Raw genomic sequence first — 15,801 nt, 5'->3', positions numbered from 1 at the left:
TGCATACAACCGCCAGAGGGCCTCAGGTCGCTTGCTTTTATTACAGTTCCAAACGTACCATTGAGGCTCTTGTTCGCACAGAGGATGGCTCATGTTCACGGGAAGTATTGTCGCGCTTGTTACACCGATGGATGAAAAAGGTAATGTCTGCCGGTCCAGCATGAAAAAGCTGATTGATTACCATGTCGCCAATGGAACCTCGGCGATCGTTTCGGTAGGGACTACCGGTGAATCTGCAACGCTGAGCCATGAAGAGCACGGCGATGTGGTTATGCTGACCCTGGAACTGGCTGACGGACGTATTCCGGTCATTGCGGGGACAGGTGCTAATGCGACCGCAGAAGCGATCAGCCTGACCAAACGTTTTAACGACAGCGGCATCGTGGGCTGTCTGACGGTAACCCCTTACTACAACCGTCCTACTCAGGAAGGTTTGTTCCAGCACTTCAAAGCCATCGCTGAACATACTGACTTGCCACAAATTCTGTATAATGTGCCGTCCCGTACCGGCTGCGATATGCTGCCGGAAACCGTTGGTCGTCTCTCGGAAGTAAAAAATATTATCGGTATTAAAGAGGCGACAGGGAACTTAAGCCGCGTTCATCAGATCAAAGAGCTGGTTTCAGACGACTTTATCCTGTTGAGTGGTGATGATGCGACCTCGCTGGACTTTATGCAGCTTGGTGGTCATGGCGTGATCTCCGTAACGGCGAACGTTGCGGCGCGCGATATGGCTGAAATGTGCAAACTGGCCGCAGCCGGTCACTATAATGAAGCGCGTGTCATTAATCAGCGTCTGATGCCGTTGCACAATAAATTATTTGTCGAACCCAATCCGATCCCAGTGAAATGGGCGTGTAAGGAGTTGGGGCTTGTAGCATCCGATACGCTGCGTTTGCCAATGACACCGATTACCGACCACGGTCGCGACATCGTCAGGGCAGCGCTGAAGCATGCCGGTTTGCTGTAAAGTTTAGGGAGATTTGATGGCTTATTCAGTACAGAAGTCGCGCCTGGCGAAGGTTGCGAGTGTTTCGCTTGTTATGCTGCTCGCTGCCTGTAGTTCAGACTCGCGCTACAAGCGCCAGGTGAGCGGTGATGAATCCTATCTGGATGCGACCCCGCTTGCTGAACTTCATGCACCGGCTGGTATGATCCTGCCGATTCAAAACGGCGATTATAATATTCCCGTGACCAACGGCAGCGGCCTGGTTGGTAAAGCGCTTGATATTCGTCCGCCAGCACAGCCTCTGGCGCTGGTAAGCGGGGCGCGTACCCAGTTCACCGGTGACACGGCGTCTCTGCTGGTTGAAAGCGCGCGCGGAAGCAATCTGTGGCCACAGGTCGTCAGCGTTATTCAGGCGAAGAATTACACCATTGATAAGCGCGATGACGCCAGCCAGACGTTAACCACCGACTGGATCGAGTGGAACCGTCTTGATGAAGATCAGCAGTACCGTGGACGCTATCAGGTCTCCGTGAAACCACAGGGTTACCAGCAGGCAGTTAACGTTAAGCTGTTGAACCTGGAGCAGGCGGGTAAACCGGTTGCGGATGCCGCCTCTATGCAGCGTTACAGCACTGAAATGCTGAACGTGATCGCCGCAGGTCTGGATAAGACCGCTACCGATGCTGCCAACGCCGCGCAGAACCGTAACGGCGTCACTTACGACGTTCAGAGCGGCGCGGATGACACCGGCCTGCCAATGCTGGTGGTGCGTGCACCGTTTAACCAGACCTGGCAGCGCCTGCCAGCGACGCTGGAAAAAGTGGGCATGAAAGTGACCGACAGCACCCGTTCAACCGGCAGCATGACGGCGACCTATAAGCCGCTGTCCGACAGCGCGTGGCAGGAACTGGGCGCCAAAGATCCTCAGCTTGCCTCCGGTGATTACAAGATTCAGGTAGGTGACCTCGATAACCGCAGCAGCCTGCAGTTTATCGATCCAAAAGGTCACACGCTGACCCAGGCGCAGAACGATGCGCTGGTCGCTGTCTTCCAGGCAGCATTCAGCAAATAAATACGAGGGCGGGTTAATCCCGCCCTTTTTATTTTCGTGCTACGCAAACGTGTGCGTGGCATAATATACCCCGTTTTGAACGCAAATTATCACACCAGGAGTAATGAAGATGCAGAAGCAAGCTGAGTTGTATCGTGGCAAAGCGAAGACCGTATACAGCACGGAGAACCCGGATCTGTTGGTGCTCGAGTTCCGCAATGATACGTCAGCAGGGGATGGCGCACGCATTGAGCAGTTCGATCGTAAAGGCATGGTGAACAACAAGTTCAACCACTTCATTATGACCAAACTGGCCGAAGCGGGTATCCCGACCCAGATGGAAGCGTTGCTGTCCGATACGGAATGTCTGGTGAAAAAACTGGATATGGTTCCGGTTGAGTGCGTGATTCGTAACCGTGCGGCAGGCTCCCTGGTGAAGCGTCTGGGCATTGAAGAAGGTATTGAGCTGAATCCACCGCTGTTCGACCTGTTCCTGAAAAACGATGCCATGCACGACCCAATGGTCAACGAATCCTACTGCGAAACCTTCGGCTGGGTGAGCAAAGAGAACCTGGCGCGCATGCAGGAACTGACCTACAAAGCCAACGACGTGCTGAAAAAGCTGTTTGATGACGCGGGCCTGATCCTCGTCGACTTCAAGCTGGAGTTTGGTCTGTTCAAAGGTGAAGTGGTGCTGGGCGACGAGTTCTCCCCGGACGGCAGCCGCCTGTGGGATAAAGAAACCCTGGATAAAATGGACAAAGACCGTTTCCGTCAGAGCCTGGGTGGCCTGATTGAAGCGTACGAGGCGGTAGCTCACCGTTTAGGCGTTAAGCTCGACTAAGTTCCTCAGTTGCCAAAGGATGTTCGCATCCTTTGGCGTCTTACCTTTGTTTCCTATGGTAATCTTGCCGTTAACCGCCTACGATCATAGCTATTATTAATGGAATAGTTCGAGGTGGTTATGCGCTGGCAAGGGCGTCGTGAAAGTGACAATGTAGAAGACAGACGCAGTGATGGTGGCGGCGGTCCTTCAATGGGCGGGCCCGGCTTCCGCTTACCCAGCGGCAAGGGCGGTATCATCCTGCTGATTGTGGTGCTGGTCGCAGGTTACTACGGGGTCGACCTCACCGGTCTGATGACCGGTCAACCGCTGCAGCAGCAACAGCATTCTCAGCGCTCCATCAGCCCGAATGAAGATGAAGCGGCCAAATTTACCTCCGTTATTCTCGCCACAACTGAAGACACCTGGAGTCAGCAGTTCGAGAAGATGGGGCGCACCTACCAGCAGCCTAAGCTGGTGATGTACCGGGGCGCAACCCGCACCGGATGCGGTACCGGGCAATCTGTGATGGGGCCGTTCTACTGCCCGGCAGACGGCACCGTCTATATCGATCTCTCTTTTTACGATGACATGAAACGCAAGCTTGGCGCTGACGGTGATTTTGCTCAGGGCTACGTTATCGCGCATGAAGTCGGCCATCACGTGCAAAAGCTGCTGGGGATTGAGCCCAAAGTGCGCCAGCTTCAGCAGAACGCGTCTCAGGCCGAAGTGAACCGCCTTTCCGTCAAAATGGAACTGCAGGCGGACTGCTTCGCGGGCGTCTGGGGCCACAGCATGCAGCAGCAGGGCGTGCTGGAATCCGGGGATCTTGAAGAGGCATTAAACGCGGCTGAGGCCATCGGCGATGACCGTTTGCAGCAGCAGAGCCAGGGCCATGTCGTGCCGGACAGTTTCACTCACGGTACGTCACAGCAGCGCTACAGCTGGTTCAAGCGCGGCTTTGACAGCGGCGATCCGGCCCAGTGTAATACCTTCGGCAAAGCCATGTGATGGTGTCGTTTGAACATCTGACGCGCGAGCTTGAGCGTACCGGGCACCGCCGTCTGGTGGTGCTCACTGGCGATGAACAATGGACGTTGAGCCAGGCGGCTGGCCTGCGTGATGCCTTTCCGGGAGACTGGCTGTGGCTGGAGGAGAATCCCTCAAAAGCCGTTAGCGGGCTGCTGGGACGCGAATATCTGCACGCCGTTTTTGACGCGCGTGCCGGGTTTGATGTTTCAGCCTTTGCCGCACTCAGCGGGACGCTGCGCGCCGGAAGCCTGCTGGTGCTGCTGGTGCCGCCTCTCGCTGACTGGGCCGACAGGCCCGACGGCGATTCCGTGCGCTGGAGCGACAGCGCGGAACCCATCGCCACCCCGCGCTTCGTTCACCATTTTTGCCGGACCCTTGCCGCCGATGCGGATGCGATCGTCTGGCAACAGCATCGTCCTCTCTCTCTTCCCGCTGCGCCGGATTCGCCCGCCTGGCAGCCAGCCAGCGGCGAGCCGCAGCGCGAGCAGGCGGAGATCCTCGACGCGCTTCTGACCATGCCTGCGGGCGTCGCTGCCGTGACGGCGCCGCGGGGGCGCGGAAAGTCAGCCCTGGCGGGGATGCTGCTCAACAGCATTCAGGGGAGTGCGGTGGTCACTGCACCGGCCAAAGGGGCAACGGATGTCATTGCGCGCTTCGCTGGCGAGCGTTTTCACTTTATGGCCCCGGATGTGCTGCTGGCCTCCACCACAGAAGCCGACTGGCTGATTGTTGATGAAGCCGCAGCCATCCCCGGCCCGCTGCTGGACAAGCTGGTGTCGCGCTTTCCCCGCGTGTTGCTGACCACCACTGTCCAGGGTTATGAAGGCACGGGCAGGGGGTTTCTGCTTAAGTTCTGCGCCCGGTTCAGCGGGCTGCGGCGTTATACCTTATCCACCCCCATTCGCTGGGCGGCCGGGTGTCCGCTTGAGCGGATAGTGGCGAATACGCTGCTGTTTGACGACGCGCTTATTGACCGCAAACCGGAAGGTGACGTGCGTATACGGTTGCTGGAGCCGCGGATGTGGGAGAGCGACCCGGCGCGCGTGGCAAGCGTGTATGAACTGCTGTGTGCCGCGCACTACCGGACGTCCCCGCTCGATTTACGCCGGATGATGGATGCCCCCGGCCAGCACTTTGCGGTTGCACACGCGGGGGCGGATATGGCGGGCGCGCTCTGGCTGGTGGAAGAGGGGGGATTGCCCCCCGATCTGAGCCGCGCGGTGTGGGCGGGCTTTCGTCGTCCTCGCGGGAACCTTGTGGCGCAGTCACTGGCGGCGCACGGCGGGTCGCCTCTCGCGGCGACGCTGAAGGGGCGGCGGATTAGCCGCATTGCGGTGCATCCCCACCGTCAACGGGAAGGCATCGGCCAGCGGCTTATTCGCAGCGTCAGCGGTGAAGATTATCTCTCGGTAAGCTTTGGCTATACCGACGAGCTGTGGCGTTTCTGGCGGCAGTGCGGCTTTGTGCTGGTGCGAATGGGCAGCCATCGGGAAGCCAGCAGCGGGTGCTACACGGCGATGGCCTTATTGCCGCATAGCGAGGCCGGGCACCGCCTGTGCGCGCAGGAGCACCAGCGCCTGTGTCGTGATATGCGCGTTCTTTCAGCCTGGAACGGTGAAAAGATCCCGGTGACCGATGCCTGGGAAGCTACCCTTAATAGTGACGACTGGCTGGAGCTGGCGGGGTTTGCCTTTGCGCACCGGGCGTTTTCAACCTCGGTTGCTGCCCTGACGCGGCTGGTGTTAGCTACAGACATGCCGCTTCCGGCGCTGCGCGGGAAAATAGAGGGTAAGACGGAGGAGATGGGGCGAAAAGCGCTGCTGGCTAAACTGCGGAGTGAAACCGCGCAAGCGCTTGAGAGCCTTGATTATTCCCGCTGCCAACAGCTGAAAGCCGACATTTTGCAATGGCAATTTTTTCAATGACTTCTTCAGTAAAGTGGCATGGTCATTACCCCGCAGAGGCGTAAAATCCTGCTCATCAATTAAGGAGACCGCCATGAAACACGACCATTTTGTTGTTCAAAGCCCTGACAAACCGGCTAAACAGTTACTGCTCCTGTTTCATGGCGTGGGCGATAATGCCGTCAATATGGGACAGATTGGCCGCTGGTTTGCGCCCGTTTTTCCGGAAGCACTGATCGTCAGCATCGGCGGCGTGGAGCCGTGCGGTCCAGACGGACGGCAGTGGTTCCCGGTTCAGGGCGTGACGGAGGAGAACCGTCAGGCGCGCATTGATGCGATCATGCCCACGTTTATCGACATCGTGCGCTACTGGCAGCAGCAGAGCGGCGTAGGCGCTGACGCAACGGCGCTGATTGGCTTCTCGCAGGGGTCAATCATGTCGCTGGAAAGCGTAAAAGCGCAGCCCGGTCTGGCTTCACGCGTCATCGCTTTTAACGGGCGTTATGCAACGTTACCGACAAGCGCGACCACGCAGACCACCATCCATCTCATTCACGGTGGTGAAGATCGGGTGATTGAGCTTTCGCATGCGGTAGCTGCCCAGGAAGCGCTGGTGCGTGAGGGCGGGGATGTGACGCTGGATATTGTTGACGATCTGGGCCACGCGATCGACGACCGCAGCATGCAGTTTGCGCTCGACCATCTGCGCTATACCGTGCCGAAGCACTACTTTGATGAAGCGCTCAGCGGCGGTAAGCCGAATGATGATGATATTGTTGAATTTATGTGAGGTTATCCCCTCTCCACAGGAGAGGGGATACAGACCGATTACTTCTTCTGGTCTTTCTTCGGCCAGTCGTCGTCATCGTCCCACTTGTCGTTAAAATCACGGTGCGGCGGGAGATCCGGCTTATTCGCGAGAAACTTTTTGTGGTCAACGCGCTTAAGGTCTTTAATCACGTTCAGCAGTACGCCGACCAGAAACACCAGCACCAGAATCCACCAGTACTTTGCAAGCCAATCCATTCGCTATTCCTCTCTGAGCGCTCGTCAGGCGACGAGTTGCTCCATAATACGTTGATACATGCGGGCCAGCAGTTGTAAATCGGCTGCGTTCACACACTCGTTGATTTTGTGAATCGTCGCGTTAACCGGACCCAGTTCGACAACCTGTGCACCCATGCGGGCGATAAAGCGTCCGTCTGAGGTGCCGCCCGTTGTCAGCAGCTGCGGCTTAATTTCATTATAGTGCTCAATGGCGTTCACCACCGCATCCACCAGCTTGCCGCGCTGCGTCAGGAACGGCTGGCCGGAAAGCCACCAGTCAACGGTGTAGCGCAGGTTGTATTTTTCCAGCAGAGCGACAACGCGCGCTTTGATCGTCTCGTCGGTCAGTTCGGTACTGAAGCGGAAGTTGAACTGGACGAAGAAATCTCCCGGGATGACGTTGTTACTGCCGGTTCCGGCCTTGACGTTGGCGATCTGCATGCTGGTCGGCGGGAAGAACTCGTTGCCTTTATCCCACTCGATGCCTACCAGTTCGTTCAGCATTGGCGCGGCGCGGTGGACCGGGTTATCGGCCAGATGCGGGTAGGCCACATGCCCCTGAACCCCATGTATGGTCAGGTTACAGGTCAGCGAGCCGCGGCGACCATTTTTGACGACATCACCCACCACTTCGGTACTGGACGGCTCGCCGACCAGACAGTAGTCAAGACGTTCATTGCGCGCCATCAGCGCCTCAACGACCTTCACGGTACCGTTATGGGCGCTGGCTTCTTCATCGGAGGTGATCAAGAACGCGAGACGGTTTTTGTGGTTCGGATGCTGAGCCACAAAGCGCTCTGCCGCCACAACCATCGCCGCCAGCGAGCCTTTCATGTCAGCCGCGCCGCGGCCGAAGAGCATGCCATCGCGGATGGTCGGCTCAAACGGCGGATTAATCCAGCGATCAGCGTCACCCGCGGGAACGACGTCAGTGTGCCCGGCAAAGGCCAGCGTTTCGCCCTGGCCACGCCACGCCCAGAAGTTCTGGGTGTCGCCAAAATCCATGCGCTCAACGGTAAAACCGATGGCGCGCAGGCGCTCAATCATTAATGCCTGACAACCTGCGTCGTCCGGGCTAAGGGAGGGACGGCGAATAAGCTGTTGAGTCAGCTCAATGACCGGGCATGACATACACTACACCTCTACGAAAAAGTCAGAATAAAGGGTTTCACTGAAACCCAGCAGCATAGGCTGACCTGGCTTGCAGAGCAATGGGCGTTTGATAATTGCCGGCATGTCGAGCATCAACTTTGCCGCGCTGTCAGCGTCAACGATGCTGGCGCGCACGGATTCGTCCAGCTTACGCCAGGTGGTGCCGCGGGTGTTCAGCAGCGCTTCCCATCCCAGTTCGTTAATGGCGGTATGCAGAAATTCTGCATCAAGCCCGTCGGCACGATAATCGTGGAAGCGGTACTCGACGTTATTAGTTTCCAGCCAGCGGCGTGCTTTTTTGATGGTGTCGCAATTTTTAATGCCGTACATCACAACCATGTTGAATCCTTTTGCTCTTATGGCGATTAAACATTCAGTAAATTCGAAGATATATCTTTAGGTGGAATATAACACACTCAGGAATGCTCTGGATTTACACTTCTTCTTAATTCAACTCACACTTGTACGCTGAATATACTTTCACCATTTAAGCATAGATGTCCACCGTGTTTAAATTCTGAATAAACTCAGCGCGTAAAATAAAACTCACCCGTTCGTAGGGTTATTTCAAAATATTGCTGGCCGTCACACAAAATTTAAACTCCTCCGTTCATATTTATCATAAATCCCCAACGGTGGCGGGGTACAATCACAGCGATTGGTTAAGCAGTCTTCACAATGATGATACGTTTTCGTAGAATGCGCATAATAATAAGAGAGGTTGTTATGATTGAACGTGAACTGGGGAACTGGAAAGATTTTATCGAAGGCATGCTTCGTAAATGACATTCAGTAAGAATTGCAAGAGCACTAAAATAAGTAAAATAACCATAGTGTGAATTAATCACACAATAAAAAGGCGGCCGATTAAGCCGCCTTTTTTATGACTGCGGGTTATTCCTGTCGCTCCCGGAGCGGGAAGCGACGACGCACCAGCACAAAGAACAGCGGCACAAAATAAATCGCCAGGATGGTGGCCGAAATCATCCCCCCCATGACGCCGGTACCCACCGCATGCTGGCTGCTTGAGCCTGCACCCGTGCTGGTTGCCATCGGCAGTACACCAAAAATAAACGCCAGTGAGGTCATCAGGATCGGACGTAGGCGCTGGCGGCAGGCGTGCAGCGTGGCGGCCATCAGTTCGTGGCCTTTGGCATTCATCTCGTTGGCAAACTCAACGATCAGAATGGCGTTTTTCGCCGACAAGCCGATCACCGTAAGTAGCCCCACCTGGAAGTAAACGTCGTTCTCCAGGCCGCGCATCCAGGTCGCCAGCAGCGCACCGATAACCCCAAGCGGCACCACCAGCATGACCGAGAACGGAACCGACCAGCTCTCATACAGCGCGGCAAGGCAGAGGAAGACCACCAGCAAAGAAAGCGCATAGAGGGCAGGGGCCTGCGCCCCGGAGAGACGCTCCTGGTAAGACATGGCCGTCCATTCCAGACCAAAACCGGCGGGCAACTGCTGCACCAGTTTTTCCATGGTGTCCATGGCGGTACCGGTGCTGACGCCCGGCGCGGCTTCCCCGACGATTTCAACTGCCGAATAGCCGTTATAGCGCTCCAGGCGCGGCGAACCGCTCTCCCAGCGCGAGGTGGCAAAGGCGGAGAAGGGGACCATCCCGCCAGAATTATTGCGTACAAACCAGCGGTTAATATCATCCGGCAACATGCGGAACGGCGCGGCTGCCTGGACATACACTTTTTTCACGCGGCCGCGATCCATAAAGTCATTTACGTAGCTTGAGCCCCATGCGGTTTGCAGGGTGTCGTTGATATCCTCGATCGACACGCCCAGCGCCTGCGCCTTACGCTGGTCGATATCCACCTGAAGCTGCGGGCTGTCGTCAAGACCGTTGTGACGAACGCGGGTCAGGCCGGGATCTTTCCCTGCTAGTTCTAGCAGCTTATCGCGCGCGGCCATCAGAGCGGAGTGGCCCGCGCCGGCGTGATCCTGCAGCTCCATATCAAACCCGGCGGAACTGCCCAGGCCGCTGATCGCGGGCGGGCTGCTGGCAAAGACGCGCGCCTCTTTAATACGTGCAAACGCTTTAGTTGCGCGTTCAATGATGGCGAACGAGGTTCCCGTTCTGGCGTCGCGTTCGTCCCAGTCTTTCAGGCGGACAAACATGCGGGCGACGTTCTGCCCGTTCCCGCCCGGGCCGGAGCCGACGGTAGAGAAGACCGAAACAACGTTATTTTTCTCTTTGGTGAAGAAGTACTGCTCAACGTTCTGAACCACCTTCAGCGTCTGCTGCTGGGTGGATCCGCTCGGGAGCTGCACCGAGGTGATGAACATCCCCCGGTCTTCCTGCGGCAGGAACGAGGTGGGAAGATGCAGGAACAGCCACACCATGCCGCCCAGCAGCACAACGTAAATCATCATCCAGCGCAGGCTGCGGTGTAGCACTTTGCCGACGGCAGATTCATACCGCTCGGCGTTGCGGTTGAACATGCGGTTAAACCAGCCGAAGAACCCTTTCTGGCCATGATGTTCCCCTTTGTGCAGCGGCTTAAGGAGGGTGGCGCAGAGCGCGGGAGTGAGGATCAGCGCCACCAGTACGGAGAGCACCATCGCCGAGACGATGGTGATTGAGAACTGACGGTAAATCGCCCCGGTTGTACCGCCAAAGAAGGCCATCGGGATAAAGACCGCCGACAGCACCATCGCGATACCGACCAACGCCCCCTGAATTTGTCCCATCGATTTACGCGTCGCCTGACGCGGAGAAAGCCCCTCTTCGCTCATGATGCGCTCGACGTTTTCGACCACCACAATGGCATCGTCCACCAGCAGGCCAATCGCCAGCACCATGGCAAACATCGTCAGGGTGTTGATGCTGTAGCCGAACGCGTAAAGCACCGCAAAGGTGCCCAGCAGCACCACCGGGACGGCAATGGTGGGGATCAGCGTGGCGCGGAAGTTTTGCAGGAACAGGTACATCACCAGGAACACCAGGGCGATCGCTTCCAGCAGGGTTTTGACTACGTCCTCAATCGAGGCTTTAACGAAGGAGGTGGTTTCATAGGCGACCTTGTACTCCAGCCCGTGCGGGAAATACTGCGACAGCTCATCCAGACGGTCCAATACCAGCTTCGCCGTCGCCATTTCGTTTGCGCCGGAGGCCAGCTTAATTCCCAGCCCAGAGGCCGGGTTGCCGTTAAAGCGGCTCAGGTAATCGTATTTCTCCGCACCCATTTCCACCTTAGCAACGTCGCCCAGACGCACTTCTGAGCCATCCTGATTCACGCGCAGGGTGATGTTGCGGAACTGGTCCGGGGTCTGAAGCAGAGATTGCGAATTAATGGTGGCGTTCAGGGCCTGTTTATCGACGGAAGGCGTGCCTCCCAGTTGCCCTACGGCAATTTGGGCGTTCTGGGCTTTGATGGCGTCCGTCACGTCGGTTGCCGTCATCTGATAGCTGTTCAGCTTGTTGGGATCCAGCCAGATACGCATCGAGTACTGTGAGCCATAGGCGTCGATATCCCCCACGCCGTTAATACGGCTGAGCGGGTCCTGAATATTACTGGCGACGTAGTCCGCAATGTCCTGTTTATCCATTGAGCCATCGGTGGAGACAAACGCGATGGTCAGAATGTTGGTATCACCGGTTTTACGCACGGTGACGCCCTGGTTCTGCACGGCCTGGGGCAATTTACGCATGGCCGACTGCAGTTGGTTTTGTACCTGCTGCACCGCTTCGTCCGGGTCGGTGCCCGCCTCAAAGCTCAGGGTAACCGTGGCCTGTCCCGTGGCGCTGCTTTGGGAGGACATGTACATCAGATTATCCAGACCCGTCATGTTCTGCTCGATAACCTGCGTCACGGTATTTTCCAGCGTTTGTGCGGACGCGCCGGGGTAGTTTGCTGTGACACGCACGTTAGGCGGTGCCAGATCGGGATATTGCTCAACGGGAAGAGAAGTAATCGCCAGGACACCTGTCAGACACAACAGGATGGCAAGCACCCAGGCAAAAATGGGGCGATCGATGAAAAAATTCGCCATGAAAGTGTGACCTCGTTTTGCTGCACGTCATTATTGTTTATTGCCCGCATCACTTTAGCGGTAAGGCCCAGGCCAAACGTGGAGAAATAAAGGAGATAATGTAAATTATCATGCGCTTTTCCCGGCGCTTCCCCCTTTACCGTTATTTACCTGTTAACGGCGCGGGTGCGGGGAACGTCACGCTGACCTGCGTGCCGCCGTTTTGCGGCTGCGAGAAGTGCAGCATTCCGCCGAGCCGTTGCGCGCGTTCTCGCATAATGTTCAACCCGTAGTGTCCCGGCGGCTCGCTGGCCTCGCCAATCCCGATGCCGTTGTCGCGAATGCTGACGCTGTGCGTGCCGTCCACGGCGGTCACGCAGCTGACGGTGATATCGCTGGCCTGCGCGTGCTTAATCGCATTCAGGACGGCCTCCCGCACGATCTGCAGCAAATGCACCTGCTTCTGCGCGTCAAGCGCCAGGGTGGAGAGGCGGCAGTCGAGGTGCAGCTTCGCCTGCGTCTGGCTCTGCAGGGCATCGAGAGACTCCTGCAGCGCCGCGGGTAAATTCGCATGGTTTAGCGTCAGGCGGAAGGTGGTCAGCAGCTCGCGCAGTTGCTGCCAGGCGTTGTTCAGCTCGCGGGAGAAGTCGGTGATGATCGTCTGCGCGGAGGCATTTTCCGCCGGCACGGCGTGTTTAAGCAGCGTGAGCTGGATCCGCAGATAGGAGAGTACCTGCGCCAGCGAATCATGCAGCTCGCGGGCGATGGTGGCGCGCTCCTCCATCAGCAGCAACTGCTGGTAATGCTTCTGCGCCTGGTTAAAGTACAGCCCACGTCCGAGCATGGTCGCCACGCTTCTCATCAGCGGAAGAGGAACGCTGCCCGTCTCGCTTTGCCAGCGCAGCTCGCCGTAGAGGGTATCCTGCATCAGCACCGGCAGGGTTTGCAGAGAAATGCCGCTCACCTCTGTTCCTTCACACAGCCGCCAGTCGTCGCTGGTGCGTAGCTCCAGGTAATTCATCTGCGTGTATTCATGCACAATCTGCAAAATATGCCGGAAGCACAGGCTGTCTATCTGCCCGGTATTCAGCGCCTGGGAGCATTTGAACAGCATGTCGAGCTGCTGGTGGGCTTCATGCAAATGCCGCGTCTTTTCCGCGACGGAGGCTTCGAGCGATCGATAGAGAGTATGTAGCTCGCCCGACATATGGTTGAAGGCGCGGGAGAGCTGGCCAAGCTCGTTGGGGAGCGCGGTGTCCGGCGCCGGGGTGGTAAATTCCCCTCGCTCAATGCGTTCGCTGGCGGCCACCAGGTTGTTCAGCGGCAACACCACCTGGCGACGGATGCGCCGCAGGGTAAACAGCGTCAGCAGCAGGATCCCGAGCGCGCCAGCCAGAGAGAGGAGGGTCACCGTCTGGATTTTATTTTCGGTGTAGTGCTGGAGGGCGAGCACAAAGGCATCAATACGGCCGACAAAATCCTCAATGTGAGCGTCATACCATGCGCTGTCGCCGCGGGCGATGTGCTTGTCCATGTCCAGCCAGGCCACATGCAGCTGCTGATAGCGCGCCTTGACGTTGTCCGGGACGTACCAGCGGTTCAGCTTCTCCAGGGAAGGCGCGCTTAACGTTCGCTGCCAGTTCTCACGATGCGCCATAAGGGAGGGGCTGTTGCGCTGCATCTCGTAGCCGAGGCGGTAGCTCTGCATGCGCAGCGAGCCCGCAATGTTGATAGCTTCGGCGTCACGCTGGCTGCTGGCAAGCGTCAGCAGCGCGACGGTGCTGGTCAGCACGGACAGGGCAATGATCGAAAAGAAAGCCCAGGCAAGGCTTCCGGAAACGGGGCGTTTAACGGTCACGGAACGGATCTCTGCATAAAATGGCTCAGCCACAGGTCATGGGCAGTTGTACATTGCCTGATAACGCGGTAGCGAGCAAATAGCTTATTCATACTAAAGATAAGGTTATTGATCCAAAAGCCGCTTTGGGCATTAACCTGAAATCTGGCGAGAAGTAACGCGCCGCCTGAGCCGACGGACGACAAAGCGGGCTTCACGGAGTAGTATAAACAGACTCATTTAGCCGTGGAGCCCGTATGTCCCTGAACATTACCGTTATCAAAGACAAAATCCTTTCTGAAAATTACTTTGTCCTGCGTAACATCACTTACGATTTAACCCGTAAGAACGGTGACGTGATTCGCCACAAACGCGAAGTCTACGACCGGGGCAATGGCGCAACCATTCTGCTGTATAACCGTGAAAAGCAAAGCGTGGTGCTGATTCGCCAGTTTCGGGTCGCGACCTGGGTCAACGGCAATGCGGACGGGCGCCTGATTGAAACCTGCGCCGGCCTGCTTGATGACGATGAGCCGGAAGTCTGCATCCGCAAGGAGGCCGTTGAGGAGACCGGTTTTGAAGTGGGCGAGGTGCAAAAAGTCTTTGAGCTTTTCATGTCCCCTGGCGGGGTGACCGAGCTGGTCCATTTCTTCATTGCGGAATACACCGATGCCCAGCGCACGCATCGCGGCGGCGGCGTGGAGGATGAAGACATTGAAGTGCTGGAAATGCCTTTCACCCAGGCCGTTGAGATGGTGAAAAGCGGCGAGATCCGCGACGGTAAAGCGGTGATCCTATTGCAGTATCTGCAAACCAGCGGCTTAATGAACCCTAAACCGATGTCGTGATAACGTGTATTTCAGATAAATCTATCCGATAAATCCGATTGAGCCCGCCCGCCCTGGGCACGAAGATACGCCCCAGATTGACCTTTTCGTTTCCGGGGCTGTGCCATTCATGCGCTACTGCGTTTTGCTTTTCTTCTTTTTCTGCGTGCTACCCGCACCTCTGGTGTGGGCTGCGCCCGCGCAGCAGTCTTTTTCAGACTGGCAGGTTACCTGCAATAACCAGAATTTTTGTCTTGCCCGGAATACCGGCGAGCATCGCGGTCTGGTCATGACGCTGAGTCGTAGCGCAGGCGCAAAAACGGACGCCAGCCTGCGCATCGATCTCGGCGGGCTTTCGGCCCCGCCGGTTAAAGAGCCTGACATTGCCCCGCGCCTGCTGCTCGACAACGTTCCGTTAAAGCTCAATTCGCAGCACTGGCAGTTAACCCCCTGGCATCTCAAAACTGACGATGCGGGTACCATCACCACGTTTCTGAAAACCATTCAGGAAGGGCAGGCGCTGACCCTGCGCGGGGGGAAGCAGGCGATCTCGCTGGTCGGTCTGAAGGCGGCGCTGCTGTTTATCGACGCCCAGCAGAAGCGCGTTGGCAGCGAAACGGCATGGATTAAAAAAGGAGATAGCCCGCCGCTGAGCGTGCCTCCTGCACCGGCATTAAAAAAGGTGGCCGTGGTGAACCCGACGCCGACGCCGCTGACGCATAGCGAGCTGAACGATCTGCTGGATTATGGGACGTGGCGGATGAACAACAGCCAGTGCTCGCTGGATCCTAACCGTCGTGAAGTACGCGTCACTGCATTAACGGATGACAAAGCGCTGTTGATCGTCAGCTGTGAAGCGGGGGCCTATAACACGGTCGATCTGGCGTGGCAGGTCTCACGTAAAAAACCGTTCGCCGCCCGTAGCGTCAGGTTACGTCTGCCGTTCACCCCCTCCAGCCAGAGCAGCGATATGGAGCTGATGAACGCCCGCTTTGATGAGAAAACGCGTGAGTTGACGACGCTGGCGCTGGGACGCGGTATTGGAGACTGCGGGATCCAGACGCGCTGGCGTTTTGACGGCCAGCGTTTTCGCCTGGTACGCTACGCGGAAGAGCCAAGCTGCGATAGCTGGAATGGGCCAGACGCCTGGCCCACGCTGTGGATCACTCGCTAGTTTTGCCGGATGGCGCTG

At 57.1% G+C, this 15,801-nt stretch carries 14 protein-coding genes; 9 read left to right on the top strand and 5 right to left on the bottom strand.

What is annotated here, in order from left to right; all coding sequences use genetic code 11:
• Positions 1 to 91 precede the first annotated feature (91 nt).
• From dapA to ypfH, 6 genes are all read left to right on the top strand, one after another.
• Positions 92 to 970 (top strand): 4-hydroxy-tetrahydrodipicolinate synthase, encoded by an 879-nt coding sequence (gene dapA / locus OKF39_RS17320; RefSeq protein WP_028014021.1) that lies wholly within the window; start codon positions 92 to 94, stop codon positions 968 to 970.
• Between the two features lie 16 nt (positions 971 to 986).
• Positions 987 to 2,021, top strand: a complete 1,035-nt coding sequence (gene bamC / locus OKF39_RS17315) for an outer membrane protein assembly factor BamC (RefSeq protein WP_028014020.1) — start codon at positions 987 to 989, stop codon at positions 2,019 to 2,021.
• Between the two features lie 109 nt (positions 2,022 to 2,130).
• Positions 2,131 to 2,844, top strand: a complete 714-nt coding sequence (gene purC / locus OKF39_RS17310; protein WP_023332985.1) for a phosphoribosylaminoimidazolesuccinocarboxamide synthase — start codon at positions 2,131 to 2,133, stop codon at positions 2,842 to 2,844.
• A gap of 120 nt (positions 2,845 to 2,964) precedes the next feature.
• Positions 2,965 to 3,834: a KPN_02809 family neutral zinc metallopeptidase gene (ypfJ, locus tag OKF39_RS17305; protein ID WP_041908778.1), complete on the top strand. Its 870-nt coding sequence runs from the start codon at positions 2,965 to 2,967 to the stop codon at positions 3,832 to 3,834.
• A complete protein-coding gene (locus OKF39_RS17300; RefSeq protein WP_440670277.1) occupies positions 3,834 to 5,780 on the top strand; it encodes a tRNA(Met) cytidine acetyltransferase TmcA in 1,947 nt (648 codons plus the stop codon). The genes ypfJ and OKF39_RS17300 overlap by 1 nt, the downstream gene beginning before the upstream one ends.
• Before the next feature lie 73 nt (positions 5,781 to 5,853).
• A complete protein-coding gene (gene ypfH / locus OKF39_RS17295; RefSeq protein WP_028014017.1) occupies positions 5,854 to 6,549 on the top strand; it encodes an esterase in 696 nt (231 codons plus the stop codon).
• Between the two features lie 38 nt (positions 6,550 to 6,587).
• Here the strand turns inward: ypfH and OKF39_RS17290 are convergent, their stop codons facing one another.
• Genes OKF39_RS17290 through OKF39_RS17280 form a run of 3 tightly spaced genes read right to left on the bottom strand, consistent with a single transcriptional unit; the run spans position 6,588 to position 8,297 of the window.
• Positions 6,588 to 6,785: a YpfN family protein gene (locus OKF39_RS17290; RefSeq protein ID WP_013098222.1), complete on the bottom strand. Its 198-nt coding sequence runs from the start codon at positions 6,783 to 6,785 to the stop codon at positions 6,588 to 6,590.
• A gap of 24 nt (positions 6,786 to 6,809) precedes the next feature.
• On the bottom strand, positions 6,810 to 7,937 hold the full coding sequence (gene dapE, locus OKF39_RS17285; protein WP_028014016.1) for a succinyl-diaminopimelate desuccinylase: 1,128 nt from the start codon (positions 7,935 to 7,937) through the stop codon (positions 6,810 to 6,812).
• A 3-nt stretch (positions 7,938 to 7,940) separates the two neighbouring features.
• Entirely contained in the window at positions 7,941 to 8,297 is a 357-nt protein-coding gene (locus OKF39_RS17280; RefSeq protein ID WP_045261161.1) for an ArsC family reductase, read from the bottom strand.
• Between the two features lie 387 nt (positions 8,298 to 8,684).
• Here OKF39_RS17280 and ypfM point away from each other — a divergent pair, with 387 nt between their 5' ends.
• Positions 8,685 to 8,744, top strand: coding sequence for a protein YpfM (gene ypfM, locus OKF39_RS17275; RefSeq protein ID WP_015572204.1), 60 nt, complete (start codon positions 8,685 to 8,687; stop codon positions 8,742 to 8,744).
• A gap of 108 nt (positions 8,745 to 8,852) precedes the next feature.
• Here the strand turns inward: ypfM and acrD are convergent, their stop codons facing one another.
• Together acrD and narQ are read right to left on the bottom strand one after the other, a co-directional pair.
• The gene (gene acrD, locus OKF39_RS17270) at positions 8,853 to 11,966 is read right to left on the bottom strand and encodes a multidrug efflux RND transporter permease AcrD (protein WP_048999955.1); all 3,114 of its coding nucleotides are present in this window, start codon (positions 11,964 to 11,966) and stop codon (positions 8,853 to 8,855) included.
• Between the two features lie 142 nt (positions 11,967 to 12,108).
• Positions 12,109 to 13,803: a nitrate/nitrite two-component system sensor histidine kinase NarQ gene (gene narQ / locus OKF39_RS17265; protein WP_479983816.1), complete on the bottom strand. Its 1,695-nt coding sequence runs from the start codon at positions 13,801 to 13,803 to the stop codon at positions 12,109 to 12,111.
• Positions 13,804 to 14,039: 236 nt separating this feature from the next.
• Between narQ and nudK the strand changes: the two genes are divergently transcribed.
• The gene (gene nudK / locus OKF39_RS17260) at positions 14,040 to 14,630 is read left to right on the top strand and encodes a GDP-mannose pyrophosphatase NudK (protein ID WP_041908784.1); all 591 of its coding nucleotides are present in this window, start codon (positions 14,040 to 14,042) and stop codon (positions 14,628 to 14,630) included.
• A gap of 109 nt (positions 14,631 to 14,739) precedes the next feature.
• Complete coding sequence (locus OKF39_RS17255; protein WP_479983190.1) at positions 14,740 to 15,783, top strand: DUF1176 domain-containing protein; 1,044 nt, start codon at positions 14,740 to 14,742, stop codon at positions 15,781 to 15,783.
• Positions 15,784 to 15,801 lie beyond the last annotated feature (18 nt).

This window comes from Enterobacter cloacae complex sp. HYC042_NIDB, from assembly GCF_056673315.1.
This window is presented reverse-complemented; position numbering and strand designations above follow the sequence as displayed.